The 26,398-nt window shown below is 57.1% G+C and carries 21 protein-coding genes; 14 read left to right on the forward strand and 7 right to left on the reverse strand.

Annotated elements, in window-relative coordinates; translation table 11 throughout:
- Position 1 precedes the first annotated feature (1 nt).
- The 3 genes from V3C19_RS11955 to V3C19_RS11965 all read left to right on the forward strand — a co-directional run bounded on the left by V3C19_RS11955 (position 2) and on the right by V3C19_RS11965 (position 3,542).
- On the forward strand, positions 2 to 1,258 hold the full coding sequence (locus V3C19_RS11955) for a prenyltransferase/squalene oxidase repeat-containing protein (protein WP_295932254.1): 1,257 nt from the start codon (positions 2 to 4) through the stop codon (positions 1,256 to 1,258).
- Positions 1,251 to 2,396 carry a glycoside hydrolase family 43 protein gene (locus V3C19_RS11960; protein WP_130084267.1) on the forward strand — a complete coding sequence of 382 codons (1,146 nt, stop codon included), beginning with the start codon at positions 1,251 to 1,253 and terminating at the stop codon, positions 2,394 to 2,396. The genes V3C19_RS11955 and V3C19_RS11960 overlap by 8 nt, the downstream gene beginning before the upstream one ends.
- An 81-nt stretch (positions 2,397 to 2,477) precedes the next feature.
- Positions 2,478 to 3,542 carry a glycoside hydrolase family 43 protein gene (locus tag V3C19_RS11965; protein WP_162851890.1) on the forward strand — a complete coding sequence of 355 codons (1,065 nt, stop codon included), beginning with the start codon at positions 2,478 to 2,480 and terminating at the stop codon, positions 3,540 to 3,542.
- 199 nt (positions 3,543 to 3,741) lie between these two features.
- Here the strand turns inward: V3C19_RS11965 and V3C19_RS11970 are convergent, their stop codons facing one another.
- Both V3C19_RS11970 and V3C19_RS11975 read right to left on the reverse strand, forming a co-directional pair.
- Positions 3,742 to 4,161, reverse strand: coding sequence for a hypothetical protein (locus tag V3C19_RS11970; RefSeq protein ID WP_215434308.1), 420 nt, complete (start codon positions 4,159 to 4,161; stop codon positions 3,742 to 3,744).
- Positions 4,162 to 4,405: 244 nt separating this feature from the next.
- Positions 4,406 to 5,956 (reverse strand): ankyrin repeat domain-containing protein, encoded by a 1,551-nt coding sequence (locus tag V3C19_RS11975; protein ID WP_130084265.1) that lies wholly within the window; start codon positions 5,954 to 5,956, stop codon positions 4,406 to 4,408.
- A 151-nt stretch (positions 5,957 to 6,107) separates the two neighbouring features.
- Between V3C19_RS11975 and V3C19_RS11980 the strand changes: the two genes are divergently transcribed.
- From V3C19_RS11980 to V3C19_RS12010, 7 genes are all read left to right on the forward strand, one after another.
- Positions 6,108 to 7,010, forward strand: coding sequence for a LysR substrate-binding domain-containing protein (locus tag V3C19_RS11980; RefSeq protein ID WP_130084264.1), 903 nt, complete (start codon positions 6,108 to 6,110; stop codon positions 7,008 to 7,010).
- A 120-nt stretch (positions 7,011 to 7,130) separates the two neighbouring features.
- A complete protein-coding gene (locus tag V3C19_RS11985) occupies positions 7,131 to 8,162 on the forward strand; it encodes a YeiH family protein (protein WP_130084263.1) in 1,032 nt (343 codons plus the stop codon).
- A gap of 120 nt (positions 8,163 to 8,282) precedes the next feature.
- Entirely contained in the window at positions 8,283 to 9,353 is a 1,071-nt protein-coding gene (locus tag V3C19_RS11990) for an alanine--glyoxylate aminotransferase family protein (protein WP_295931935.1), read from the forward strand.
- A gap of 236 nt (positions 9,354 to 9,589) precedes the next feature.
- Positions 9,590 to 10,843, forward strand: a complete 1,254-nt coding sequence (locus V3C19_RS11995) for a DUF1015 family protein (protein WP_295931938.1) — start codon at positions 9,590 to 9,592, stop codon at positions 10,841 to 10,843.
- A gap of 21 nt (positions 10,844 to 10,864) precedes the next feature.
- Positions 10,865 to 12,436 carry a 3-phosphoglycerate dehydrogenase family protein gene (locus tag V3C19_RS12000; RefSeq protein WP_130084260.1) on the forward strand — a complete coding sequence of 524 codons (1,572 nt, stop codon included), beginning with the start codon at positions 10,865 to 10,867 and terminating at the stop codon, positions 12,434 to 12,436.
- Positions 12,437 to 12,586: 150 nt separating this feature from the next.
- Positions 12,587 to 13,642 carry a hypothetical protein gene (locus V3C19_RS12005; protein WP_295931940.1) on the forward strand — a complete coding sequence of 352 codons (1,056 nt, stop codon included), beginning with the start codon at positions 12,587 to 12,589 and terminating at the stop codon, positions 13,640 to 13,642.
- Positions 13,643 to 13,700: 58 nt separating this feature from the next.
- Entirely contained in the window at positions 13,701 to 14,387 is a 687-nt protein-coding gene (locus V3C19_RS12010; RefSeq protein WP_205074105.1) for a 7-carboxy-7-deazaguanine synthase QueE, read from the forward strand.
- 59 nt (positions 14,388 to 14,446) lie between these two features.
- Here V3C19_RS12010 and rho read toward each other — a convergent pair whose 3' ends face one another.
- From rho to V3C19_RS12025, 3 genes are all read right to left on the reverse strand, one after another.
- A complete protein-coding gene (gene rho / locus V3C19_RS12015) occupies positions 14,447 to 16,441 on the reverse strand; it encodes a transcription termination factor Rho (RefSeq protein WP_295931943.1) in 1,995 nt (664 codons plus the stop codon).
- Between the two features lie 48 nt (positions 16,442 to 16,489).
- The gene (locus V3C19_RS12020; protein WP_130084258.1) at positions 16,490 to 17,245 is read right to left on the reverse strand and encodes a YebC/PmpR family DNA-binding transcriptional regulator; all 756 of its coding nucleotides are present in this window, start codon (positions 17,243 to 17,245) and stop codon (positions 16,490 to 16,492) included.
- A gap of 424 nt (positions 17,246 to 17,669) precedes the next feature.
- Entirely contained in the window at positions 17,670 to 18,959 is a 1,290-nt protein-coding gene (locus tag V3C19_RS12025) for a hypothetical protein (protein ID WP_295931946.1), read from the reverse strand.
- Between the two features lie 309 nt (positions 18,960 to 19,268).
- Here V3C19_RS12025 and V3C19_RS12030 point away from each other — a divergent pair, with 309 nt between their 5' ends.
- Together V3C19_RS12030 and V3C19_RS12035 are read left to right on the forward strand one after the other, a co-directional pair.
- Positions 19,269 to 20,693 carry a cation diffusion facilitator family transporter gene (locus tag V3C19_RS12030; protein ID WP_295931949.1) on the forward strand — a complete coding sequence of 475 codons (1,425 nt, stop codon included), beginning with the start codon at positions 19,269 to 19,271 and terminating at the stop codon, positions 20,691 to 20,693.
- Positions 20,694 to 20,732: 39 nt separating this feature from the next.
- Positions 20,733 to 21,467, forward strand: a complete 735-nt coding sequence (locus tag V3C19_RS12035) for a class I SAM-dependent methyltransferase (RefSeq protein WP_295931950.1) — start codon at positions 20,733 to 20,735, stop codon at positions 21,465 to 21,467.
- Between the two features lie 6 nt (positions 21,468 to 21,473).
- Here the strand turns inward: V3C19_RS12035 and V3C19_RS12040 are convergent, their stop codons facing one another.
- Complete coding sequence (locus tag V3C19_RS12040) at positions 21,474 to 23,225, reverse strand: cation:proton antiporter (RefSeq protein ID WP_295931953.1); 1,752 nt, start codon at positions 23,223 to 23,225, stop codon at positions 21,474 to 21,476.
- 425 nt (positions 23,226 to 23,650) lie between these two features.
- Here V3C19_RS12040 and V3C19_RS12045 point away from each other — a divergent pair, with 425 nt between their 5' ends.
- Entirely contained in the window at positions 23,651 to 24,259 is a 609-nt protein-coding gene (locus V3C19_RS12045; protein ID WP_295931955.1) for a hypothetical protein, read from the forward strand.
- 3 nt (positions 24,260 to 24,262) lie between these two features.
- Here V3C19_RS12045 and queA read toward each other — a convergent pair whose 3' ends face one another.
- Positions 24,263 to 25,240 (reverse strand): tRNA preQ1(34) S-adenosylmethionine ribosyltransferase-isomerase QueA, encoded by a 978-nt coding sequence (gene queA / locus V3C19_RS12050; RefSeq protein WP_343203836.1) that lies wholly within the window; start codon positions 25,238 to 25,240, stop codon positions 24,263 to 24,265.
- Between the two features lie 130 nt (positions 25,241 to 25,370).
- Between queA and floA the strand changes: the two genes are divergently transcribed.
- Positions 25,371 to 26,396, forward strand: a complete 1,026-nt coding sequence (gene floA, locus V3C19_RS12055; protein ID WP_130084252.1) for a flotillin-like protein FloA — start codon at positions 25,371 to 25,373, stop codon at positions 26,394 to 26,396.
- Positions 26,397 to 26,398: the final 2 nt, after the last annotated feature.

Consider the following 26,398-nt stretch of genomic DNA (forward strand, 5'->3'; position numbering starts at 1 on the left):
CATGTTCCGCCTTTTGCTTTCCAGCCTGCTTCTGCTTGCGTCCCTGGCTGTTTCCGCCAGAGAACCGGAAACGGTACCCGGCAACCGGAAGGATACCATTTCCATTGCAAAAATTCCGGATATTCCTCCTGCTGAACGCGGACAATTCAGCGCGGCATTCCGCCGCGGCGTGGATTTTTTGCTGGAAAAACAGAACAGGGACGGCTCCTGGGGAGACCACCGGGTGATCGGCACATGGAACATTCTCTGCCCCTATCCGGACGGCCCGCTCACCTTCAAGACGGCGAGCACGGCCCTGTGCATCGCGGGACTTAACGCCACTCCCCTGCGGGACGAACCAAAGGTACGGGAAGCCATGACCCGCGCGGAAGATTACCTGATCCGGACGATGCCCCATTTGAAGCGGGGGGACGCCCTCTGCGTTTACAACATCTGGGCGCATACCTACGTGCTGGACGCCATGAGCATGCGTGCGGCCGGGCTGGACCGCGAAAGCCCGCGCTACAAACAACTCATGGACTGCGCCCGCCTCCAGGTGGACAGGCTCAACGAACTGGCTTCCGCCAAGGGGGGCTGGGGCTATCTCACCTACATCGGATTCAGCGAACGGCCAGCATCGGAACCCACCTCCTTCCTGACCGGGACCGTTCTCATTTCCGCATGGATGGCCGGTAAGACATTCGGCCTTTCCCTGGATGAGAAGGTATTCCGCCGGGCCCTGAAATTCCTCAAATCCCAGCGTACCCCGGCCGGAACCTATGTTTACTCCCTGAGCCACTCCTATTATCCCGGCAGACCCATCAACCGCCACACCGGCAGCCTGGCCCGCACCCCGGCCTGCGATTACGCCATCAAGCTGTGGGAACCGGAAGATGTTTCCATGCGCCAGCTTGTGGACGGACTGGACCGCCTGTGGAGCCGCAGGGGCTGGCTGACCATGGCCCTCCACAAGCCGGTTCCGCATGAAAGCTTCGCACAGAATTCCGGGTACTTTTTCTATTATGGATATTATTATTCAGGAATGTGTCTGGACATGCTGGCCCCCAATCAGGTAAAACGTCATGCGTCTCTGCTGGCCGGCGACATCCTTGCGCGCCAGGGAAGAGACGGTTCCTGGTGGGACTATCCATTGTACAATTATCACAAATTCTATGGTACCGGTTATGCCCTGTACGCCCTTTCCAGGGCATGGGACAAACTGTACGGCCATCCCGACCATTCACTGACCACTTCCGCATCCTCACACAGTCATGACTAATATCATCAGTCCCCTGCTTTCCATCCTCCTGTTTTGCGGCGCCGCCGTCCTTTCCCCGGCGGACGTCCCCGTCAGGCACACTTCCTTCAAGCCCGGAGAAATCTGGACGGACAACAACGGCGTCCACATCAACGCCCACGGCGGCGGCATCCTCTACGACAAGGGAACCTATTACTGGTACGGGGAACACAAGGTGGAGGGCGACGCGGGCAATTACGCCCAGGTGGGCGTGCACTGCTATTCCTCCAAGGACCTGTACAACTGGAAGGACGAGGGAATCGCCCTGAAGGTGGTGGAAGGGGACAATTCCCACCCCATCGCCAAGGGCTGCATCCTGGAACGCCCCAAAGTGGTTTACAACAAGAAGACCAAAAAGTACGTGATGTGGTTCCATCTGGAGCTCAAGGGGAAAGGCTACGGGGCCGCCTATGCGGGAGTGGCAACGGCCACCAAGCCGACCGGACCGTTCACGTTCCTGAGGGCCGGGCGCGTCAATCCGGGCAAATGGCCCCTGAACATGGACAAGAAGGACCAGACCATGGAAACCTTCAAGGGGGTGCCAGGCCTTACTTCCAGCGCCCTTCCGGAAGGCGTCCGCTCCGAGGACATGTTCAAGAAAGATTTTAAAAAAGGCCAGATGAGCCGGGACATGACCATTTTTGTGGACGACGACGGCAAGGCCTACCACATTTATTCCTCCGAGGAAAACAGCACCACGCACATTGCGGAGCTCACCCCGGACTACACCGGGCACACGGGTAAATTCGTACGCGTTTTTCCGGGCCGTTTCATGGAAGCCCCCGCCATCTTCAAGCACAAGGGCAAATACTACTTCATCGCTTCCGGATGCACGGGCTGGGCTCCCAACGCCGCCCGCAGCGCCGTGGCCGACCGGATTGCCGGACCGTGGAAGGAACTCAAAAACCCCTGCGTGGGCCCGAAGGCGGGCATCACCTTCGGCGGCCAAAGCACCTACGTTCTGCCCGTGCAGGGCAAGCCCGGCAAATTCATCTTCATGGCGGACATCTGGCGGCCCAAGAATGCCATCGACGGACGCTACCTGTGGCTGCCCATCCAGTTTGACGGCGATCAGATCAAGCTGGAATGGAAAGACGAATGGAAATTGGAAGACCTGTAAGAATACGAACACGCAACCTGTTTCAAGAATATGAAAAAAACATTTTCAACCGCCTTTTTCTCCCTCTGCCTGTTCTGCGGCATGACCGCCCTTTCTCCGGCGGACGTCCCCGTCAGGCACACTTCCTTCAAGCCCGGAGAAATCTGGACGGACAACAACGGCGTCCACATCAACGCCCACGGCGGCGGCATCCTCTACGACAAGGGAACCTATTACTGGTACGGGGAACACAAGGTTGAAGGGGACGCCGGGAACCGCGCCCAGGTGGGCGTGCACTGCTATTCCTCCAAGGACCTGTACAACTGGAAGGACGAGGGAATCGCCCTGAAGGTGGTGGAAGGGGACAATTCCCACCCCATCGCCAAGGGCTGCATCCTGGAACGTCCCAAAGTGGTTTACAACAAGAAGACCAAAAAGTACGTGATGTGGTTCCATCTGGAGCTCAAGGGGAAAGGCTATGGTTCCGCGTATGCGGGAGTGGCGACGGCCACCAAGCCGACCGGGCCGTTCACGTTCCTGAGGGCCGGGCGCGTCAATCCGGGCAAATGGCCCCTGAACCTGGACAAAAAGGACCAGACCACGGAGTTCACCAAGGAAATGCCCGACTACGTCCGCATCATCAGGCGTGACTATCCCGGCGGCCAGATGAGCCGGGACATGACCATTTTTGTGGACGACAACGGCAAGGCCTACCATATCTATTCCTCGGAAGGCAACATCACGCTCCACATAGCGGAACTCACGCCGGACTACACCGGGCATAACGGAAAATACGTCCGGGCTTTCGTCAACCGCTACATGGAGGCTCCCGCCATCTGCAAGCACAAGGGCAAATACTACATGATCGCTTCCGGCTGTTCCGGCTGGGCTCCCAACGCCGCCCGCAGCGCCGTGGCCGACCGGATTGCCGGACCGTGGAAGGAACTCAAAAACCCCTGCGTGGGCCCGAAGGCGGGCATCACCTTCGGCGGCCAAAGCACGTACATTCTGCCCGTGCAGGGCAAGCCCGGCAAATTCATCTTCATGGCGGACATCTGGCGGCCCAAGAATGCCATCGACGGACGCTACCTGTGGCTGCCCATGAAATGGGAAGGCGACCAGATCAAGCTGGAATGGAAGGATGAATGGACGCTGGAAGACCTGTGATTGAAGGTCCGCATCCGCGGATGCCGGCTCCTGCTCCCTGCTGAAGGCCGCCTGCCGGGAAACAGCACGGAGAGTTGTTTCCTCCCGCATTTCCGGACGCAGGGGGAAACTGCCGCAGACTCTTTTAAAGAATCCGGCCTGTTCGCTTTTTCAAGGAACAGGCCGGATTCTTATTTTTCAAGGGCAGTAAAAACTGCTATTAACGGGATTTTCTGCTCGCAATGATGTAATTCCTCATGCGCTGGTCAGCCGGAGTGGTGGGACGCACGCTGGTAACCCACTTGCCGTCCTTGTCCTTCTTCTTCACTTCCGTCCTGTCGCGGTAAAGCTTCGCGGAAAAATTGTCGGAATCCAGAATTACCGGACCAGGGCCCCTGGTGACGAGGGGAGCGGGCGGCACTTCCGCAACAACGGTCAGGGGTTCACGCAGGGATTCGTACCAGTACACCAATTCCTGCTGCCCCTGAGGATTGGCGGGATACGGAACGTATGCGCCGTTATTGGCGGAAACCTTCACATAAGCCGGTTCCGGAAACGTAGTCTGATAAGAAGAAGGGGAACAGGCCCCCAACAGCATAAGTCCGGCGGCGCCGGTAATGATCATGGAATGCAGTTTCATATAAGCATTGGAGTCCCCGCCGGGCATCACCGTTCAGACGATGAGCGGCAACAGAATGTCACCCATGACGGAACAGACGGCTGAAAATGAACAGGGACAAGCCTGAATCGCCGGCATTTCCTCATCAGCCCCACGCCGTTTTTCAGTCCGGGCTTCGTACGGAATTCACCGGGGAAATGTTCCGGAAACCATGGAAGCATGCCGTCAAGCCGGCTCCCGGCAGGCGCCTTGTCCGAAAAAGTCTCTATTTGCGGGCAGCCTCCTTCTCTTCTTTCCTTCTTTTCTCCGCTCCGGTCATTCCACCATTCTCCCGGATCAGGGATGCAGCTTCCCCATGACCATGTTCCAGGGCGATGTCCAGTGCGGTCCGCCCTCGCCAGTCTTCCGCATTGATCATTCCCCAGCATGTCCCCAAAATCCGGACCATCCCGGAGGAACCCGCCTCGGCGGCCTCCATGAGCGGCGTAACCGCGCCCTTGAGAAGAGCGTGCTGTTCATGCAGCCGGATACGGGATGTCAACAGCCGGAGCGCGTCCTCATCCTTCAGCCTGACGGCTAAAAAAACGGCCCGCCACGGAGATGCGGCATCATCCAAATCCGTGCGCAGTTTTTCCAGATTCTCCGCCAATTCCGCGTATTCCGCCGCCAAAGGCCCTCCGGCAGAGGCCTTGCGCTCCATCGCAAGACGCGCCTCCCCGAATCCGGCAAAGGAACGGGAAGGACATTCAAAACCTTCCGCCCTTCTTTCCGGCGCCAGTCCGGCCAGCGTCATCAAATCCCGGCATCGCTGCCGGTACAGCCATGTCCAGTGTGCCGTCATGTAAATGTCAATACCGGAACTCCAGAAATAGATTCCGGGTTGTATCTCGTATTCCACGGACATGATCACATAATACCTCCAGGCACGATTCGCCATTTTCAGTTTTTTCTCCCATCCGGTTTCCATACCGGGCCTGTAGCCGTCCTCTCTCAGCAGAGCCGTCCTGATGCCGTCCAGACGGGCTTTCCAGTAATTCCGGTACTCCATCATCATGGATTTGATGAAAGGATAGTCGGACGAACATACGGCCTGCTCCACCCTGTGCAGAACGGGATCATCCTCCTGCCATCCGGGGTGGACGGGAACGGCATCCACCAGGGGATAGGCATGCGTCGCGCACGCCGTATCGGCAATGGCCATGATCCTTTCCATTTTTTTTAAAGCTCGGCGCACCAGCACCTGCGCCTCTTCCATGTCCCCCAGCTTCTCCCGGAACGGAGTTTCCCCCAAGTCCGGATATTCCCGGCGCTTCCGTTCGGCCAGAATCCATGCCCTGTAAAATTCTTCATCCGCCTGAAGGAATTTCTCCCAGGCGGCCTGCGTCGCCGCCCAGGCAAGCATGACGAGTTCGTCCTGCAATTCCTGCATGGGCATTTCGTACGCTCTGCCATATTTGTACGGAATCAGTTCCGCCTTCACAAACCACCGTGAAGACAGCCATGCAGCCACGGGAGCATACAGGGCATCCAGCTTTGACTGCCAATAGGCATCCAGCCTGGCAGCGGCTTCCGCCAGGGCGCGGGCATCCTTCGCTTTCCTGGCGGCATCCACTGCCTGTTCCAGCCGAGCCGCCTCCCGTGCATCCGGTCCGGGAAACGCCCGCTTTCCATAGGCGGGCATGTATTCCGCAAACGCTTTCAACGTACCGGAAGGCAGCAGCCATTCCTCCATCTTTTTATTCCGCCCTTCCCCAGAAGCCCATCCGGATAAAAACAATGCGGCCGCCGCCATCGTCCATAATCTGACTCTCATCATGACCCGTTCTCTTCCTTCCTGTTAAGCCGGACGAGCCGTCATTATGTCATAACAAATTATTTATTTCCATCAGCTTCCTCAGGGAAAAACGAAGGAAGGAAAGAGGCTTGCCGGAATCAGGGCGGCATGGTTGAATGGCATCATTCCTCCCATGATCACGGATTTCCGGCTGAAGGTATTTGAAACGGTCGCGCGGCGCCTCAATTTTACCCGCGCGGCGGAGGAATTGTTCATCACCCAGCCTGCCGTCACCCGCCATGTGAAGGAACTGGAACGCCTGCTTGACGCGCGGCTGTTCAAACGGGAAGGCCGGGGCATTGTCCTGACGGGGGAAGGAAGCCGCCTGCTGATCCATTCCCGCAGGATTCTGAAGGAATACGAGGCATTGAACGAAGACATGGCGTCCGCCGGGAATGTGCCCGTGTCTGGAGAGCTGAACCTGGGCGCCAGCTCCACGATGGCCCAATACGTGCTCCCTCCCCTCCTGGCCCTGTTCAGCCGCCTTTACCCGGACATCCGCATACGGCTGAAAAGCGGCAATACGGAAGAAATAGAACAGGCCGTGCAGGATGAAACCGTACAGCTCGGCATTGTGGAAGGCACGGCAACCAGAAAGGACCTCCATTACCTCCCCTTTCTGGCTGATGAAATTATTCTGGCGGGAGGAACACAGGCCGCGCCGGCGCCCCGGGACGGCCTCACTGCCGCCCAGCTTTCCGGCATCCCTCTGATCATGCGGGAACCCGGATCCGGCACGCGGAGGATCGTGGAGGAAGCGCTGAAAGCCCAGGGGGTCTCCCCGTCCAAACTGCATGTCCTGATGACACTGGGCAATACGGAGAGCATCAAGCTTTACCTGGAACATTCTTCGGCGTGCTCCTTCCTTTCCTCCCTGGCCGTCAGGGAAGAGCTCAAGAAGGGAAACCTGAAAAGAATCCCCCTGCGCCACATGGAAATCCGCCGCTCCTTCCATTTCGCAACCGGGCATGGAGACCACAGCAGGATCAACGAGTTGTTCATCAGGTTCTGCAAGAGCTATTATAACAAAATCTAATCAACCATAAACGTTTTTGATTAGATTTAATCATGAAATAGAAGTATACATCCCGCTCAGCCGTCCGACTCGTGGCCATCGGAAGGCCGCAAACGTTCCGAACCATCATTCTCCAAAACCATGTCTCCCAAACGACTCGCCAATCCCCTGCACGGCATTCTGCTGATCGTTCTCTTCTCCTTTTCCGCCTGTTACATTGCGGATTTCGAATGGGTGAAGCACCTTTCCTTCAGCCCGCTGATCGTCGGCATCGTGCTGGGGATGATTTACGCCAACAGCCTGCGCAACCATCTGCCGAAAACGTGGGTCCCCGGCATTCAGTTCTGCACCAAGCAGGTTTTGAGAACGGGCATTGTGCTGTACGGATTCAAGCTGACGTTCCAGAGCGTGATCGACATCGGAGGCGCCGCCCTGCTTATTGACGCGGTCGTCGTGGCCTTCACCATTCTGCTGGGCGCGGGACTGGGCCGCCTGCTGAAGATGGACCGGGATACGGCCCTGCTGACCTCCATCGGCAGTTCCATTTGCGGAGCCGCCGCCGTGCTGGGGGCGGAACCTGTCGTGAAAAGCCAGCCGTACAAGGCGGCCGTGGCTGTCTCCACCGTCGTTATCTTCGGAACGCTTTCCATGTTCCTCTATCCGGCCCTGTTCCGGGCCGGAATGCTGGACCTGACGACGGAACAAATGGGCCTGTTTACGGGAGCCACCCTGCATGAGGTGGCGCACGTGGTCGGCGCCGGCAACGCCATGGGACAGGCCATTTCAGACCCGGCCATCATCGTCAAGATGATCCGCGTGATGATGCTGGCCCCGGTCCTGGTCATCCTGAGCATCATTCTTTCCCGCAGGGAAGCCGCCGCCGGACAGGCCGGGGAAAAACGGAAGATCACCATCCCATGGTTCGCTTTTCTTTTCCTGGCCGTCATCGGCTTCAATTCCCTGCATCTGCTCCCTTCCGGTGTCGTAAGCGCCATCAATTCCCTGGACACCTTCCTGCTGACCATGGCCATGACGGCCTTGGGCGCGGAATCCAGCTTTGAGAAATTCAAGAAAGCCGGAGCGCGGCCCTTCCTGCTGGCGGCGCTGCTGTATGCCTGGCTTTTCTTCGGAGGCTACTGGCTCGTGAAAGGAATAACGGCCTGGATGGCATGAGAAATGCCGTGCCATGGTGAAACCGCACTTCCCGCAACCCGCCTCCTCCGGCCGCAAAGAATTTTGAATAGCCAAACCGTCTGGAGACGCTATAGTACACGTACCCAGTTTCTAAAACCAATGGCAACCAAATTATTCATTCCCGGACCCACCGAAGTAGCACCTGAAGTACTCGCCGCCATGAGCGGCCCGATGATGGGTCACCGATCCAAGGCGGCCTCCGCCCTGCAGCGCCGCATTTCCAACAATTTGCGCCGCATTCTGCTGACGGAACAGGAAATCCTGCTTTCCACCTCCTCCGGCACGGGCCTGATGGAAGGCGCCGTGCGCTCCTGCACCGCCAAGCGCGCCGCCATTTTCTCCGTGGGCGCCTTTGGCGACAAGTGGTATAAGATCGCCACGGGCAACGGCGTCCCCGCCGACATTTTCAAGAGCGAGCTCGGCCAGCCCACCACCCCGGAAATGGTGGACGCCGCCCTGTCCACCGGCAAATACGACACGATCTGCATCACGCACAACGAAACTTCCACCGGCATTCAGAACCCTGTGGAAGAAATCTCGGAAGTACTTAAAAAGTACCCGGATGTCGTCTGGTGCATGGATGCCGTCAGCTCCGCCGCCGGTTCCCGGATTGAAACGGACAAGCTGGGCGTGGACGTGCTGGTGACTTCCACCCAGAAGGCACTGGCCCTGCCTCCCGGCATGGCCGTCTGTACGCTCTCCCCGAAGGCTTACGAACGCACCGCTTCCGTTCCCAACCGCGGCTGCTATTTTGACCTGCGTTCCATTTACGACACCATCCAGAAGAAGGATTACCAGTACACGAACACCCCGTGCGTTTCCATCATGTACGCCATGGACCTCCAGCTCCAGCGCATCATGCAGGAAGGCGTGGACAACCGCTTTGCACGCCATGAAGCCATGGCCGAGTTCGTGCGCTCCTGGGCGGACGAATATTTCAGCGTTTTCGCCAACCGCGACCACCTTTCCCGCACCCTGACGGTGATCAGCAACACACGCGACATTGATGTCGCCGCGCTGAACAACGCGCTGATCGAACGCGGCATGCAGCTTGGCAACGGTTACGGCGATTTGAAGAACAAGACGTTCCGCATCGCCCACATGGGTGAATTGACGATGGACGACATGCGCTCCATTACCTCCAACATTGTGGATATCCTCAAAATTTAGCACTCCCTTCCCGTTCCCTCTTTCCCGGACAGCCGGGAAAGAGGGAGTGGCAACCCGTTTCACAGGGAGAAGATTCTCCCGGATGGGCATCTTCCGGATTCTTCCATTTTTCCGATTCGGCAGGCTTTCCCGTCCGGCATACGCCGCCGTTCATTGCGGCATGTATTTTAGCGGGGCTTGTCTCCCCCATCCGCTCCCTGTATCATCGCCGCTACTCCTAACCGTTCATCTTTTCCATGTCCACTCTCCACCCTTTTCCCGCCCTGCGGCCTCCACGGGATATGGCCGCACGGGTGTCCTCCCTGCCCTACGACGTCATGAACCATCAGGAGGCCAAAGAGATGGCCGCCGGAAACGACGCCTCTTTCCTGCACATCTGCCGTTCCGACATTGATACGGGCGAGGAAGCCATTCATGCCCAGGAAACCTACGCCAGGGCGAAGGAAAACCTGGAGGCCTTCATCCGGAAAGGCTACCTCGTCCAGGACGGCGCACCGTCCTTTTACATTTACCGCCAGATCATGTGGGGCCGCGTGCAGACAGGCATCGTCGGCTGCGCCTCCGTGGACGAGTATGCGAACGGCACTATCAAGAAGCATGAACTGACCCGCAGGGAAAAGGAACTGGACCGCATCGAGCATTTCGATGCCTGTTCCGCGCAGACGGAACCGGTCTTTCTGGCGTACCGGAAGCATGATGGGATTTCCCGCATCATCCGGGAATGGATCAAATTTCATAAGCCGGAATACGATTTCACCACGGAGGACGGCGTAACCCACATTCTGTGGCCTGTTGCAGATCCCTCAACCGTTGAGGCCATCCGGAAAGGATTTGAGGAAGTGGAAGCTTTGTACATTGCGGACGGCCACCACCGCACGGCCTCCAGCGCCGCCGTCTCCGCCAGACGCCGGAAGGCGCACCCGGACTATACGGGGCAGGAAGAATTCAACTATCTGATGGCGGTTGTCTTCTGCGACGAGGACCTGTTCATCATGGATTACAACCGCGTCGTGCGCGACCTGAACGGCCTGAGCCGCGACGAGTTCATGCAAAAGCTTCAAACCGTTTTCGACGTGGTCCCCGCAGACACCGTTCCGGGAGAAAGCTACGCCCCGCGCGCCAAGCATGAATTCGGCATGTATCTGGACGGCCGCTGGCATTCCCTTACCGCCAAACCGGGCACTTTCGACGCGGACCATCCCATTGAAAGCCTGGACTGCGCCATCCTCCAAGCCCACCTGCTGGCTCCCATCCTGGGCATTGACGACCCGCGCACCAGCGACCGCATCGACTTCGTAGGCGGCATCCGTGGCCTGGGAGAACTGGAACGCCGCTGCGCCGAAGAGATGGCGCTGGCCTTCTCCCTGTATCCCGTCACCATGGACGACCTGTTCCGCGTGGCGGACGCCGGGGAAATCATGCCCCCCAAATCCACCTGGTTCGAGCCCAAGCTGCGCAGCGGGCTTTTCGTCCACACCATTGAACAATAACTCTCTTTTTTCCATATCAACATGAACAAGGTTCTCATTCCCACCAAACTCTCCGACGTAGCGGCCAACACACTTAAAACGGCTGGATATGAAGTCATCCAAGACGCGGACACGCCCCTGGACGTACAGGCAGCCAGCCACCCGGATACCGTGGCCCTGATCGTCCGCAGTGAAAAAGTCACTCCGGAAATCATGGACTCCCTTCCCTCTCTGAAACTGGTGATCCGCGCCGGAGCCGGCTACGACAACATCGACATCGTGTACGCCCGCAAGAAGAATGTGGACGTCATGAACACGCCGGGCGCCAACTCCAATGCCGTGGCGGAAGAAGTCATGGCCATGATCCTGGCGTATTACCGCCATCTTGTCCAGGCGGACACTACCACCCGCGCCGGCCTGTGGGAAAAGAAAAAGTACATGGGCAGCGAGTTGACCAAGAAGACCGTGGGGATTATCGGCCTGGGCAACATCGGCCGCAACCTCGTCAAACGCCTCCAGGGCTTTGAACCCACCCTGCTGGGGTATGACCACTTCCTGGCCCGCCAGCGCGCCCTGAACATCGGCGTCACGCCCACCAGCATTGAAGACATTTTCTCCCAGTGCGACATCATCACCCTGCACGTTCCGGGCGGTCCCTCCACCCACCACATGGTGAATGCAGAACTCATCAGCCGCATGAAGGACGGAGCCGTCCTGATCAACTGCTCCCGCTACGGGGTAGTGGATGAAGAAGCCCTGGCCGCCGCAAAAGCCGCCGGCAAAACCATCGGCTACCTGACGGACGTGCATCCCAAGGACGCCGCCGGAGAGAAACCCTCCGCCGCTGTGGCAGACCTGCTCCTGCCCCATCTGGGAGCCAATACCAGGGAAGCCAACACCAAGGCCGCCAAACGTGCCGCAGAACAGATGGTAGCTTATTTCTCCGACGGGGATACCTCCTGCGTGGTCAACGGGGAATCCCCCAACGGCCTCAATCCGGCCCATCTGCAACTGGCCTTCCTGCTGGCTGCCCTGGCCCGCAAAGCCGGCGGCAACAAGCCCATACGCCGTGTGGAATGCACCTTTTACGGCAATCTGCGCGTTTTCCGCAAATGGTTCACCGCCCCCATTCTGGAAGGGTTGCTGCCGCACGCGGAAAAAGGGCTCATGCCTCCCGCCGCGGAAGAGTCTTTGCGGGAGCACGGCATTGTCTTCAAGGCCCGCGAACCCAAGGACGACAAGCCCTATGAAGATTCTATCACGCTGGACGTGGTCATGGAGGACGAAGGGGAATATTTCAACACCAGTGTGCGCGGCGTCGTGACGGAGGGCATTCCCATGGTCTCCCGACTGAACAACTTCAACGGCCTGTATGCCGACCTGCGCGGAACGACCATTTTCCTGCACTACAAGGACCGCCCCGGCATCATTGCCATCATCGGTTCAGCCCTGTATTCCAACGGCATCAACATCGACAACATCGCCGCCCCGGCCGACCACTCCACCCAGGAAGCCCTGGCCGTCCTCAAAACCAACAAGCCCGTTTCCGACGAACTACTCAACAAAATTGCCAAAGAAATAGACGCCATAACCGCCTTTTCTCTGGACGTTTGATCCGCGCCATGCTTCCGGAGCTGTCTGGAACATCCCTGGCAAAAAGGCCGCTCTCCTTAATACTAAGGGAGTGCGGTCTTTCTTCATTTCTGCCTGATTGACAAGAGAGCCTTATTTTTGTAGTTTTACCCGAATCGTTGGAACATTCCCATGCGCTACGTACTTCTCTTGCTGACTATCCTGACTGCCGGTCTCTCCGTTTGGTATTACCAACATAAAATCACACCGGAAGGAGAGGCCCTAGCCGCCCGGAAACAGACCATGGAAGAAGCAGCCGTGACACTGCAGCAAACTGTCAACGAAAGCCGCACAAAATTGAACAACGCCCAGGACGCTACGCGGGATGCGGAGCTGGCGTTGGAAAAATTCCAAGCGCATTATCTGGATAAAAAAAGGCAGCAGTATCAGGAAAATGTCGATGCCTCCTACCGGAAAGCCATGGAGGACCATCAGGAGGAAGTGAACGATCACAACCAAAAAATGGAACACTTCCGGCAGCGCGCCGCCAAGCAGAGGGAAAGCATCAAATCAGCCCGGGAGGAACTGCTCCAGAAAAAAGAGCAAATGAGGGGCCTTCTTGCCAAACTGACGGACAAGCAGCGAAGCATCCAAAAGGAACTGGCGGATGCGGAACGCGAGGCGGCAAAATCGCGGGAAGATTCCAAAACCAAGAAAAAATCCGCCGTCCGTGCTCCTTCCCAGAAAGTCAATACGGAAGCCTTGCAGGCACAACTGGCCCGCATCCACCACGCAATCGCCGGCACGAATGAGAAAATTCGCCAGTTGGACGCCGATCTGACGACGCAGGAAGAAAAGGCCGTCAAGCAGGAACTCCGCCTGCAAAACGCCGAAAAAAAATTGACTGAACAGAAAGATACCGCTCTGGCAGACAACAGGGAGGAAAAAGTGCCGGACATGATGGACGTGACGGACGACGATCTGCTGGCAACCGCAGAATACAGGGAACAATCCAAAACCGTCCGGGAGGCATTCGCACGGGCCCAGAAGGAAGAAGCACAGGCTTCCAATGCCTATGACAGGGCACGGGCGGCCATGGGCAGGGCCTCCAAAGAGGAACTGGCCGATTTGAACAAGGAGCAAAAGAGCCATGCCTCCTTCCAGAAGATGTTCACGGGAGCCGCTTCCGTCGTCGGGTTCGTCCTGCTGCTGTTTACCGTGGGGGCCTTCCGCCGCGGTAACGGTTGACGCCCCCCGGAGGGAGGCGTTGACGGATGCAGGAGATATGGTAGTCTCATGCGGCTTGATGATGTTAAAACTGGCCCAGCTTCACGGAGAACCGGAGATCTTCCATTCCATTCAGGGGGAGGGAGCATCCCAGGGTGCGCCCTGTGTTTTCCTGCGCCTGGCTGGGTGCAATCTGGCCTGCTCTTGGTGTGATACGGCCTATTCATGGGACGGTACATCTCCCGTCGTGAGGCTTTCCCCTGAAGAGGCGGCGATAGCCGTCCTTCGTTACCCCTGCCGCCGCCTGGTCCTCACCGGGGGCGAGCCTCTTATTCAGCAAAAGGCTCTACCGGGACTGTTCCGACTGCTTCCGGAACACTTCGTGGAAATGGAAACCAACGGCACTATCCTGCCGGATGAAGAGTTGCTGCACCATATCGGCCAGTTCAACGTATCCCCCAAGCTTCCCCATTCCGGCAATGATGCCGCCCGAGCCTGGAAACCGAATATTCTGCGCCGTCTGGCGGAGACGGAAAAAGCCTGGTTCAAATTTGTGGCTTCCTGCGAAGAGGATGTGGCAGGCGTTTTGCGACTGGCACAACAGGCGGGAATCCCTGCGGAGCGCATCCTCATCATGCCTCTGGCCGCCAGCCGGGAAGAACTGGACATCATGCGCCCGCGGGTTGTGGCATGGTGCCTGCGCTACGGCCTGCGCTTTTCCGACCGTCTGCACATCGCCATTTGGGGCAGTAAAAAAGGCGTCTGACCGGATTTCAGTATTTTCCGAAATCGGCCGGACGCCGTAAAAAAGGGAAAGCCTTTTCCCTAGGCCTTCTGCTTCAGGTCCAGAAGCATCTGGGCATTGCTGGGGTACTTGTTCAGGAAGAACAGGAAGCGTTCCATGGCTTCCACGGGCTTGTGGCCTGCCAGCGCACGGCGAATCAGGTTCATCTTGAAGAGCCACGCATCCGGCATGATCAGTTCCTCACGGCGCGTCCCGGACTTCAGGATATCCACAGCCGGGAAAATGTAATGCTCCGCAATGCGGCGGTTCAGCACCAGCTCCATGTTGCCCGTTCCCTTGAACTCCTGGAAAATCAGGTCGTCCATGCGGCTGTTCGTTTCCACCAGCGCCGTGGCGATAATGGTCAGAGAACCGGCCTGCCGGGTGTTGCGGGCGGCGGCAAAGAGGCGACGGGGCATTTCCAGTGCACGGGCGTCAATGCCGCCGGACATGGTGCGGCCGCTCCCCTTGTCCGCATTGTTGTAGGCACGCGCAAGGCGGGTGATGGAGTCCATCAGCAGGAATACATGCTGCCCCGCTTCCACAAGGCGTTTGGCGCGTTCGATGCAAAGTTCCGCCATGCGGCAATGGTCGCGCACTCTTCCGTCATTGGAGGAAGCGTAGATTTCCGCGCCGGGCAACGAACGCTTGAATTCCGTGACTTCTTCCGGTCGTTCGTCCACCAGAAGCACCATCAGGTGGACGGAGTCCTTGTAATTTTCCAGAATGGCCTCAGCCATATGCTGGAGGAGCGTCGTCTTGCCCGCGCGAGGCGGAGAGACGATCAGCCCGCGCTGGCCGCGGCCTATGGGGGCAATCAGGTCGAGCGTACGCGTGGTATAGCGTTCCGGACGGGTTTCAAAGGAAAGGCGCTTGGTCGGGTTGACCGCCTTGAGTTCTTCAAAATGCGGATGCTTGCGGGCTTTCTCCGCAAGGTCTCCGTTGATGGAGGTGATTTCCGTCAGCAGAATGCCGCGGTCATGGCGGCAAGCCTGCCCGTGAACCCACACGGCGGGGCGCAGGCCGAATTTGCGGATCATGTCCTGCGGGACGTACACGGCCTCCGCAAAAGCGTCAAAATCATTGTCCGGCTTCCGCAGAAAGCCGAATCCCTTGTTCGTGATCTCCAGCAGGCCGTCCACCGGTTCCGGCGGCCCCAGTTCCCGCGGAGCATTGTTCTGGGGGGAGGGATTGTCCTGGAAATTGCCATTCCGGCGGTTTTTAAATCGGCCGTTGCCGTTTTTATTATTATAATTTCCGTTGCGGTTGTCGGGCCGGTTGGTCCTGTTTTTGTTAAAACGGTCGTTATTGCGCTGGTTGTTCCGGTCAAAACGCTGGCGCTGCTGGTCATTCCCCCGCTGTGGTTCCCGGGAAGATTCGTCTGACAGGTCTGCCGCCCCTTCCTGCACCACCCTGATGGCAGGGGGTGCGGCATCGGGATTTCCCTCCGCATCCTGCGCGCGGTTCTTTCTCACGAACCGCTGGCGGATCACCTTGGGCTTCTTTTCCTCAGCTTCTCCGGAAGAAGACTCTGCGGACGTGGCGGAATGCTGCGGCGCCAGGACGGGAGCGGAGGAATCCGGGGCGCCAGCCTCATGTTCCACCATGGGAACGGCCTTTTTAGAACGCCTGCGTACCGGCTTGACTGCGGTATCCGCAGCAGGAACAGGCGTTTCTGCCTGATCGGAAACTTCCTCCACGGGCTTCTTGCGGGGACGGCCCCGTCTGGGTTTGGCGGAAGCTTCCTCCGCCGGGACTTCTTCTACGGCCTTGGCAGTACGCTTGCGGACGGAGGTCTTCTTTTCCGGCTCCTTCGTTTCCCTTTCACCTTTGATTTCCGTTTCAGGCGCCTTTTTCCTGACAGTCCGCTTGCGCGGGGCGGGGGAAGATTCCTGTGCGGATTCGGAAGAGTGCGCGTTCACCAGGGATTCCGCCGGAGTTTCCGCAGAGGATTTGGTCCTGCGCACGGTGCGTTTTTTGACTGCCGGCTCCGGAGAACCCTGCTCCGGAGTCAAATCTGGGGAAGTATCAGACATGAAAAAGAAGGTTAAACTGCAAAAAGCGTTTCCTGAAAGACAACGGCGCTAGTCAAGCTGTTCGAGGATTTCCTCCGCCACGTCAAAATTGGAAAACACGTTGAGCGCATCATCGTAATCATCCAGCGCTTCATACAGCCGCATGGCGGCCCTGGCCGTATCCGCATCATTAATCATGGTTACATTCTGGGCCACGGAAATCAGCTTCATGGAGGTCACCGTGTGTCCAGCGGCGCGCAGGGCGGCGCATACGTTATTCAATTCCGTGGGATCGGTCACAAACACCCATTCATTGTCGGAATCTCCGGTTTCCACGTCGTCCGCACCGCATTCCAGCGCCAGGTCCATGGCGGAATCTTCCGTGAGGCCTTCCGCCATGATGCGGGCTTCCCCCTTGCGTTCAAACTGGTAGGCAACGGAGCCGGGAGTGCCGATGCTACCGCCGTTCTTGGTGAACAGGGTACGCAGTTCGGAAGCGGAACGGTTCGTATTGTCCGTAGCCACTTCAATCAGGAAGGCCGTTCCGGCCGGCCCGTAACCCTCATAAGTAATTTCCTGAATGGTGGCTCCTCCCAGTTCTCCGGTTCCCTTCTTGATGGCGCGTTCAATGTTTTCCTTGGGGGTGGACACGGCCTTGGCTCCGTCAATGGCGGCTCGCAAGCGAGGATTCAGGTCCGGATCTCCCCCGCCGCTCTTGGCGGCCAGCATGATTTCATGGGCAAAACGGGCGAACACCTTGCCCTTTTTGGCATCTTCCTTAGCCTTAACGTGCTTGATTTTAGACCATTTGTTATGTCCGGACATAGAAATTAACTGGGAATAATAATAAGTGAATGTAAAAGAGGCAAACTAACAAGTGGCGCAATCCTTCAACCCGGGCGAACATATTGCTTTCTGCATCATACCACGCGGGGGGGAATCAGGGCTCGATCATCCGTAAACATGCTACAGGGACCAGATACTCTGCCGGAAAATATGCCGAACTCCCAAAAAGGATGACGGCAACCACTTGGCAGTCACTCTCAACGCAAGCAAAATACAGCATTCCCCGGCGTTGGCAATACTTTTTTAGGTCACGGAAGCATGGAGGCATACTCCAGGGAATCGGATAAACAATTCCTCCCTCTGTCTGGAGGAATTATTCTGCGGAAAGATCGCCCGTCTTATTTAATTTGATGAGGAGCAAGCGTCTCCAGGAAAAGATGGAGGGACGTTTTATCTCTCTCCGCTAGTCCTCCTCACGCTCTATTATTTCTCCTTCATCCCGATTATCGGCCTCATACATAGTCACATCCTCATGAAGCATGGAATAACACTTATAGGAATCGGAAGTGATTCTGTCCAAAAGACCTTTCTTTTCTTTTTTCAAATGCTTCAATTCCCTGCCGTGCTCATCAAAATAGCTGATCTGCTGAATACCGTTTTCCGGATAGGAAAAACGGATCATCGCACATTGCAGCTGATGATCGGAACTTAATTCGCCGTGCTGGTCATAGTAACGAATTTCCTTTACGGCACGGCCCCCTCCCAAATCACTTCCAGGCTCATAATGGTCTGCACAGCGCCGTGCCCAGCCCTGCAGGCCGCGCGTCAGCCGTCCGAATTTGTCCGTATATTCCGCCTCGGCTACGTCGTAGGGGTTCAGATAAAATCTGGCTTGCAGCAGTTTTTCAGGCAGAAGCATCCGTAATACATCAATGTCATAGTCGAAGCCGAACCTGCCCTTCAAATAAAATGTTTTTCTCTCAAAAGCTGTCACTTCCGCCTCCCAGCCCTTGTGAACTTCCAGACAGGTCACACCGGCTCCGGGCGCGGGCGTTGCCTTGTACTGATGGTACCGTATTGTCCGCCCCCTCGGATAAATTGCCGGGCGCTCCACATCCACAGGTTCCTGATAAAAGATGCCGCTTCCCTCATCCCCCTTTCCAAAAAAGGATTCCCTGAAAACAAAAGCCCCGTGGAGAATCCATGCCGCCTGCTGAATGACATCTCCGCGGTGATAGCCGTCCTTGCAATGGCATTCTTTTCCCTCCGCATTATAAAAAGTGACACTGTTTCTTCCCCTGTTCTCTTCCACTACCCGCATATGGTATCCCTGATCGTCAAGTTCACAAATTTTGCCATCCATTGTAAAATACGTGTAAATGAAAAGTCCGTAATCCTGAATATCAGTCCAGCTCCGTTCATTCACCCTATCATATTCTTTTTTGGGATAAAAACCGGACAGGGCATCCAGGAACCCTCCCTGCCGCACCGTTGACGGGGAAGGAGCATCCACCCATTCTTCACAGGCTAGAATCAATGTTGACTGCAGAAATTTCCGCCCATTGAATTCTATCGGCTTCAACTCAACACTCCTGGAGTTGACGGGAGGATATTTTCGGTCGAAATATCCGGGATTCGGCGGTTCCCACAAGTCCATCACCGGCAATCCTCTCACATCAAACATGCGGACACCTCCTTCAAACAGGCTCATCCCCGGCAGAGCCATCATCAAAAAAGCCAATAAATATTTCATATCCATATGATTTTCTTCCTATAACCTGGAAGATAAAGATTCTCTGGGCAAAATTGACCACATGTGGAGCATGGGAAACGGCAAATGTCTTTTATTAAATGATTTGGCCTTCAACATCAAGGAAGCTTTCATCATCCGGCAAAAATTGTTCCCCGCATCTTCCGTCCGGCTTGACGATTTTTCGTCAGTATGCCGTCTGAAACCATAGCTGTCCCAAAAAGGCAGCCGCCCCGTTCAACAAAGAATGTGTTATCGTTGACTAAGAGAGAGGACCCGGCTTAGATTGGTTTTTCCGTTCTCTTCAGCCTTATGGATCAAGCAGCCCACCATGAAAAATCACGCGCGGCCTTCTCCTCCGTCCTGTGGTCTGCCTTCCTGACTGGAATCAAGATTTGGGCCGGCGTGGAAACGGGCAGCCTGGGCATTATCTCGGAAGCCCTGCACAGCGGACTGGACCTGATGGCGGCGGGAATGACCTTCTACGCCGTAAGGATAGCGGCCCGCCCGGCGGATGAAAGCCATCCCTACGGGCATGAAAAAGTAGAAAACCTTTCCGCCCTGGCGGAAACGGCCCTGCTCCTGGTCACCTGCGGATGGATTGTCTGGGAGGCCATGGATCGCCTGTTTTACAATGAAGCGGAAATCACTCTCACCTGGTGGGCCTTTGCCGTGGTGGCCGTCTCCCTGCTGGTGGACGTGAACCGCTCCGCCATGCTCCGCCGGGTAGCCAAAAAGCACAAGAGCCAGGCCCTGGAAGCAGACGCCCTGCATTTTACAACGGATATCTGGTCCTCCGCCGTGGTGCTGCTGGGTCTCTTCTGCGTATGGCTGGCCCATCTGGTTCCCGCGGAATCCGTCTGGCACGGTCTTCTGGAAAAGGCGGACGCCGTTGCCGCCCTGTTCGTTGCCGCCCTGGTTTGTTCCGTAGCCTTCGGCCTGGCCAAGCGCTCCATCCACGCCCTGATGGACGGGGGGTCCTCCGCCCTGACGCACCAGGTGCTGGCTGCCATGAAGAAGAACGCTCCGGATTACCCGGTCAAGCGCATCCGCCTGCGCGACGGCGGGGCGCGCATTTTCGTGGAACTGGATGTGGAGGCCCCGGCGGAATTGCACGTGGACGTGGCCCATGACGTGGCGGAGTCCATAGAAGGGATTGTGAAATACGAGCTGCCGGAAGCGGATGTCATCGTACATATCGAACCTGCCCATGAAGACTTTGCCGGCATGGAGCCGGATGCGGTCGTCCACCGCCTGGCCCTGCGCCATCACGTCCGCATTCACGGTTTTTATGAAGGAAGGGGCAAGCATGCTTCCTGTTATTTCATGGATGTGGAAGTTCCCGCGGACTGGCCGCTGGACCGCGGATACGAGGTTGTGGAAGCTTTCAGGAAAGATGTTATCCAGGAGCTCCAACCGGAAAAGGTTGTCTGCCGCATTGAACCGGATTGCCGTGAAATGAAGGCCAATTCCGTCCCGGAGCACACTCCCCCGGAGGAAGTACATTTAAAGGTGCGCCTCATCCTCCAGCAACACCGCGACATCCGCAACATTGTCAAGCTGGATCTGGACAAGGAGGACAGCTTCCCGACCCTTACCTGCCTTTGCACGGCCGACCCGGAGCTGACCGTCCGCCAGTCCCACCAGATAGCTTCGCAACTGGAAGACCAGATAGAAAACGCCCTGCATCATCTGGGCCGCGTCACCGTCATCCTGAAGCCGGAGACCCGGAGCTGAGCGGGGTGGCACTGGCTCCTTTCTCCCTTTCCCATCGCCATGAAGCAGAACCAATACGACAATGATTCCTTTTTCCGGAAATACAGCCAAATGGACCGTTCCGTCAAGGGACTGGCCGGAGCCGGAGAATGGAAAACGCTGGAACGGATGCTGCCGGATTTTCACGGGAAACGGGTTCTGGACCTGGGCTGCGGATTCGGCTGGCACTGCCGGTATGCGGCGGAACATGGAGCGGCTTCCGTCACGGGGGTGGATATTTCGGAAAAAATGCTCGCCAGGGCCGCGAGCATGGAAAATACGGATATCATCAACTACATCTGCATGCCCATGGAGGACATTGATTTTCCTCCCTCTTCCTTTGACATAGTCATCAGTTCACTGGCCTTTCACTACACGCGGGATTTCCCCCGCATCTGCCGGGAGGTTTCCCATTGCCTGGGCAGCGGCGGCGCATTCGTTTTTTCCGTGGAGCACCCCGTTTTTACCGCCCAGGGACGCCAGGACTGGCATTATGACGGCTCCGGCGGCATCATGCACTGGCCCGTGGACGGTTATTTTGCGGAAGGCCCCCGCAAGGCCGTCTTTCTGGGGGAGGAAGTAACCAAATACCACAGGACGCTCACCACTTACCTGGGCGCCCTGGCCGCAAACGGATTTGAGATCATTGCCGTGGAAGAGCCCCAGCCTTCCGGAGAGCTTCTGAATACTGTTCCCGGCATGCAGGACGAGTTGAGGCGCCCGATGATGCTCATCATTTCCGCCCGCAAAAAGTAGCGCGCCTCACGCGTTCAGTTCCTCATGGCAGAGATCGGAGGTGCATTCGTTATTCAGTTCGGCGCGGATGCGCAAACGTTCGGAAACGATCTTTTCATCGTCCGCTCCACCCTCGCGCAGGAAATATTCCGCCATGGAAAGGGCCACTTCCGATTCCGAGGAGAAAACCTGGGAAGCTCCGGCTTCTTTCAGAATGTCCACATCCCGCATGTATTTGGTGTGAATCATCACATCGAGGCGGGGATTGAGTTCAATGGCCATCTCCACGATGTCCTTGGCATCCGGAATGGAGGAGGAAAGAATCAAGCTCTCCGCGTATTCAATGCCCGCATGCTTCAGCACCTCCCGCTGGCGCGCGTCCCCGTACACGATTTTACCCCCCTGTTCCCGTATTCTGGTGACTGTATCTATGTTCATTTCCACGATGACGACTTCCACGCCATTGTCGTTTAAAATGCTTTTAAGCATGCGTCCCGTAGGGCCGAACCCCACCAGCACCACACGCCGGGCATCTTCCTCAGGCGGCGGAACAACGTTTGCCAGGGATGGCGCAGGAAGACCGATGCCGCGCTTTTCCAGCCATTTGACCACAGGAGTAATCTTACGATAGAGAATGGGATTTAATGAAATGGAAATGACGGCGGCGAGAATGATGGCCTGGTTGGCTTCCGGAGGCAGAATGCCGTACACCAGTCCTATTCCGGCAAGAATGAAGGAAAATTCCCCCACCTGCGCCAGCGCTACGGATACGTTCAAGGCCAAAGCCAGCGGCCTCCGCAGGCAGCGTACAACCACATAGGCGGCCAGGGGCTTGCCGATCATCACGACGGCCAGCGTTGCCAGGGCCAGCGGCCAGCAGTCGCCCACGGACATCGGATCAAACATCATCCCCACGGAGACGAAGAAAAGAACGGCGAAAGCGTCCCTCATCAGCATGGCCTCCGCCGCGGCACGCGCGCAGAAGTCCGACTGGCCGACGACCATGCCCGCCAAAAATGCGCCCAGCACCATGGACGCCCCGAAAAATTCGGCGGAACATACCGCCACCCCCAGCGCAATGACCAGCACGGCAAGCGTAAACAGGTCCCTCGCGCCCGTTCGCGCCACATAACGCAGGACCAGCGGAATAATCTTTTTACCGGCAAACAGGGTCAGCGCGACCAGGACGGACAGCTTGACGAACATCCATCCTAATTCGGAAAGAATGCTGTCCCAGCCCCCTGCTCCGCTTTGCCGGGCCTCCATGACAGCGGGAATCAGAACCAGCAGAAGAATAGTGAACAAATCCTCCACCACCAGCCAGCCGAGAGCCACATGCCCGCTGGGGGTGTGAAGATTCTGATGGTCCTCAAGAACCCGCGTCAGAACCACGGTACTGGCTACGGAAATAGCCATGCCGAACACAAGGCCGGAAATCGTGGACCAGCCGAAGCACCACCCCACAATCACCCCAAGCACCGTAGCCACGGAGATTTGCACCACCGCGCCAGGGACGGCCACCTTTTGTACGGCAATCAGGTCCTTCAAATGGAAATGGAGGCCAACCCCGAACATCAGCAGAATGACGCCCAGCTCCGCAAATTGCTCCACCGTGTGGCTGTCCGCTACAAAGCCCGGCGAATAAGGCCCTACGATAACGCCGGCCAGCAGGTACCCCACCAGCGGGGACAGGTGCAGCTTTCTGGCGATGAGACCGAAGAGAAGAGCGGCGGTCAAACCGCCGACGAATGTAAGAATGAGGCTGAAATCGTGATCCATAAATGGGGGAGTGACGGGTCTGAGGGATGGAATTGGTGAAGGTCCCGGCGGTTTTCAAGGCTATCCTGTTTGGAACGCCCCCACAAGAACGCAGTGCGCTTCACCCGGATACAGCCGCATTTTCACCGTGTCCGGGGAAAGATAGAAAAGAGATCATGGGAGTTACATGGATTTATGCCGTTTTATTGTATCAACGGTCCCGTTCTTTAACCGGCATCCACAACCGTGATTCAAAAAGGGCATGCCTCCATTTTGCCGAACATGGCTTTCTCCTGGCCGCCTTTCCTGAACAAAAACGCAATGGACGGAGTTCCTATCCGCCAGTGTATGCGTCTTTCATGTCGCTTTTATTTATCATTATTTATTATTTATTTGAATTAAATCATGAACATCATAGTCTCACCCATGATTATATTATCAAAGATATGCCACAACATTCCAATTTTAACAGACAATGGAACAGCCTGAAAAGCGAGATGAAACTGGAAGACCGGCCACTCCGGAGGCAATTGGAACATTTCATCGACCGGAAGCATGACCTTTTTGTTCTTGTGCAGTATGTAAAAGCTCTGACAGCCCTGGACCTCAGTTTTGATTTTCACCGCCGGTTCCACAAACGCAGCAGGGACGTGGCCGCCTCCATCCATTACTGGACTATTCTCTGCGTCACCGGCATTCACATGCGGATGGACAGGCTCCACAACCTTCCGGCCTGCGCGGAAACGTTCCGCTTCAAACTGCTTCCCAAAATCGACCTGCTCAGGAGCTGCTACATAGCCTATCTGACGGATCAACGGGAGAAAATCTGGAAGCCGGATTCGCGCATAAGCCGTTTCATCCGGTGCAAATGGAACGCCCCGGACCTGGAAGCCTCCTGCCTGGATAGAATTTGCAACAAAGCAGACGCCGGCAGATACGCCAACATTCTTGTCGTCATCCTCAGCGAAATTCTCCACGCTTTGGGAGAACTCCGGAACACGCTGGACCTCGGAACGGCTCTGCTGGAATTCAGCCGGGAGACAGAAAAGCCCTGAGCATTACAGGATCAGCATGCAGTCTCCGTAGGAAAAGAATCTGTACCGTTCCCGAATGGCCTCCATGTATGCCTTCATGACCAGCTCCTTTCCGGCAAAGGCGCTCACCAGCATCAGCAGGGTGCTTTGCGGCAGGTGGAAATTCGTGATCAGCGCATCCACTACCTTGTATTTATAAGGCGGATAAATGAAAATGTTCGTGGAGCCGGAACATTCACGGAGGGGCAATCCCTCCGCCGCGGCCACATGCTCCAGTACGCGCACGCTGGTAGTACCCACGGCAATAACTCTTTTGGCTTCATTGATCGCCCGGGCGGTGGCTTCCGGCAGGAAAAAATGCTCCGTGTGCATTTGATGGTCCTCAATATTGTTCGCCTTGACGGGACGGAACGTGCCCACGCCCACGTGAAGCGTCAAAAAATCATGCGGTACTGAGGCAAGCAGTTCCGGTGTAAAGTGCAGACCGGCCGTAGGGGCGGCAATGGCCCCCTCATGCCTGGCGTATACTGTCTGGTAACGTTCCTTGTCCGAAGGATCGCTCTCCCGGTTCATGTAATGGGGAAGCGCCAGCCGTCCGTACTTTTCCTCGTCCACTTCCCGGTCAAACCGGATCAGGCGGTACCCTTCCGCATCGATTCCCTCCACCGTTCCCACGGATTCTCCGATGGAAACGGCGCGTCCCACCTTCATTTTGCGCCCCGGACGCACCATGCACTTCCACAGAAGGGGATTGAGCACCTCGGCCCGGACAATCTCAATGGAACCGTCATTGGAAAAATACCTGGCAGGGACCACCCTGGTATCATTGAGGATGAAATGGTCTCCCGGCCTTACGTACTCCGGCAGGTCGCAGAAATGCCTGTGTTCCATCAAACCCGTATCCCGGTGGAGCACCAGCATCCGTGAGGCGGCGCGGTCCGGTAGAGGGCGGTCCGCAATCAATTCCTCCGGCAGGGGATAATCAAAATCAATGGTGCGCACGGCCAAGTGCATTGCCACGAATCCGCCGAAAGGTCAATACCTTTGAACATCGGGGAACACAATTATCTCTTTACCCTCATCCGGCAAGTATGGTATGGAGGGAAGCATGAACAATTTGCTGTTAGCGGACATGTCCAATGCAACTGTCTGGGGAACGTTCCTCATTGTCGTTCTCGTCATCTTCCTGGTGATCTTCTTCGCCATCATTGCCAAATTTTTCAAGACATGGCTGCGCGCGCGCCTGGCGAAAGCCCCCGTTTCCATGGGCAACATGCTCGGAATGTGGCTGCGGAAGGTGCCCTATCCCCTGGTGGTGGACACCCGCATCACTGCGGCCAAGGCCGGGCTGGACATCAGCACGGACGAGCTGGAAGCCCATTTCCTGGCCGGCGGCGACATCGTGGACTGCGTTCTGGCCCTGATTGCCGCGGAAAAAGCCGGCATTCCGCTGAGCTATGACCGCGCATGCGCCATTGACCTGGCGGTGAAAGGCACCTCCAAAACTGTGCTGGAAGCCGTGCGAACCTCCATCAATCCCAGGGTGATCGACTGCCCGAACCCGAGTTCCGGACAGACGCGCCTGACCGCAGTAGCCCGTGACGGCATCGCCGTAGCGGTACGGGCCCGCGTGACGGTGCGCACCAATCTGGACCTGTTCGTAGGGGGCGCCACGGAAGAAACGGTGGTGGCCCGCGTCGGGGAAGGCATCGTCTCCGCCGTAGGCTCCGCGCCATCCTACAAGGACGTTCTGGAAAAGCCGGAAGTCATTTCCCGCACCGTCAGCGACAAGGGGGTGGACGCCGCCACGGCATTTGAAGTTCTTTCCATTGACATTGCGGATGTGGACGTGGCCGGCAACGTGGGCGCGCGCCTTCAGGCAGAACAGGCTGAAGCGGACAAGCAAATTGCCCAGGCCAAGGCGGAAGTGCGCCGCGCTGCAGCCGTAGCCACGGAACAGGAAATGGCCGCCAGGACGCAGGAAATGCGCGCCAAGGTAGTGGAAGCAGAAGCCCAGATTCCCATGGCCATGGCGGAAGCCTTCCGCAACGGCAACCTGGGCGTGCTGGACTACGCACGCTACCAGAACGTGGTGGCGGATACCAAGATGCGCGACTCCATCGCCAAGCCGGAAGCAACTCCTTCCTCCATTAAATAAAC

It is taken from the genome of Akkermansia sp. AE01SA01 (genome assembly GCF_036417395.1).
Taxonomy (GTDB): Bacteria; Verrucomicrobiota; Verrucomicrobiia; order Verrucomicrobiales; family Akkermansiaceae; genus Akkermansia.

What these genes read in the sequence shown, in the direction of transcription:
- V3C19_RS12030 (WP_295931949.1), top strand. Translation starts at nt 19,269, where the DNA reads ATGGATCAAGCAGCCCACCATGAAAAATCACGCGCGGCCTTCTCCTCC.
- V3C19_RS12035 (WP_295931950.1), top strand. Translation starts at nt 20,733, where the DNA reads ATGAAGCAGAACCAATACGACAATGATTCCTTTTTCCGGAAATACAGC.
- V3C19_RS12040 (WP_295931953.1), bottom strand. Translation starts at nt 23,225, where the DNA reads ATGGATCACGATTTCAGCCTCATTCTTACATTCGTCGGCGGTTTGACC.
- V3C19_RS12020 (WP_130084258.1), bottom strand. Translation starts at nt 17,245, where the DNA reads ATGTCCGGACATAACAAATGGTCTAAAATCAAGCACGTTAAGGCTAAG.
- rho (WP_295931943.1), bottom strand. Translation starts at nt 16,441, where the DNA reads ATGTCTGATACTTCCCCAGATTTGACTCCGGAGCAGGGTTCTCCGGAG.
- V3C19_RS11955 (WP_295932254.1), top strand. Translation starts at nt 2, where the DNA reads ATGTTCCGCCTTTTGCTTTCCAGCCTGCTTCTGCTTGCGTCCCTGGCT.
- V3C19_RS11965 (WP_162851890.1), top strand. Translation starts at nt 2,478, where the DNA reads ATGACCGCCCTTTCTCCGGCGGACGTCCCCGTCAGGCACACTTCCTTC.
- V3C19_RS11980 (WP_130084264.1), top strand. Translation starts at nt 6,108, where the DNA reads ATGATCACGGATTTCCGGCTGAAGGTATTTGAAACGGTCGCGCGGCGC.
- V3C19_RS12045 (WP_295931955.1), top strand. Translation starts at nt 23,651, where the DNA reads ATGCCACAACATTCCAATTTTAACAGACAATGGAACAGCCTGAAAAGC.
- V3C19_RS11990 (WP_295931935.1), top strand. Translation starts at nt 8,283, where the DNA reads ATGGCAACCAAATTATTCATTCCCGGACCCACCGAAGTAGCACCTGAA.
- floA (WP_130084252.1), top strand. Translation starts at nt 25,371, where the DNA reads ATGTCCAATGCAACTGTCTGGGGAACGTTCCTCATTGTCGTTCTCGTC.
- V3C19_RS11970 (WP_215434308.1), bottom strand. Translation starts at nt 4,161, where the DNA reads ATGAAACTGCATTCCATGATCATTACCGGCGCCGCCGGACTTATGCTG.
- V3C19_RS11975 (WP_130084265.1), bottom strand. Translation starts at nt 5,956, where the DNA reads ATGATGAGAGTCAGATTATGGACGATGGCGGCGGCCGCATTGTTTTTA.
- V3C19_RS12000 (WP_130084260.1), top strand. Translation starts at nt 10,865, where the DNA reads ATGAACAAGGTTCTCATTCCCACCAAACTCTCCGACGTAGCGGCCAAC.
- V3C19_RS11985 (WP_130084263.1), top strand. Translation starts at nt 7,131, where the DNA reads ATGTCTCCCAAACGACTCGCCAATCCCCTGCACGGCATTCTGCTGATC.
- V3C19_RS12005 (WP_295931940.1), top strand. Translation starts at nt 12,587, where the DNA reads ATGCGCTACGTACTTCTCTTGCTGACTATCCTGACTGCCGGTCTCTCC.
- V3C19_RS12010 (WP_205074105.1), top strand. Translation starts at nt 13,701, where the DNA reads ATGATGTTAAAACTGGCCCAGCTTCACGGAGAACCGGAGATCTTCCAT.
- V3C19_RS12025 (WP_295931946.1), bottom strand. Translation starts at nt 18,959, where the DNA reads ATGAAATATTTATTGGCTTTTTTGATGATGGCTCTGCCGGGGATGAGC.
- V3C19_RS11960 (WP_130084267.1), top strand. Translation starts at nt 1,251, where the DNA reads ATGACTAATATCATCAGTCCCCTGCTTTCCATCCTCCTGTTTTGCGGC.
- V3C19_RS11995 (WP_295931938.1), top strand. Translation starts at nt 9,590, where the DNA reads ATGTCCACTCTCCACCCTTTTCCCGCCCTGCGGCCTCCACGGGATATG.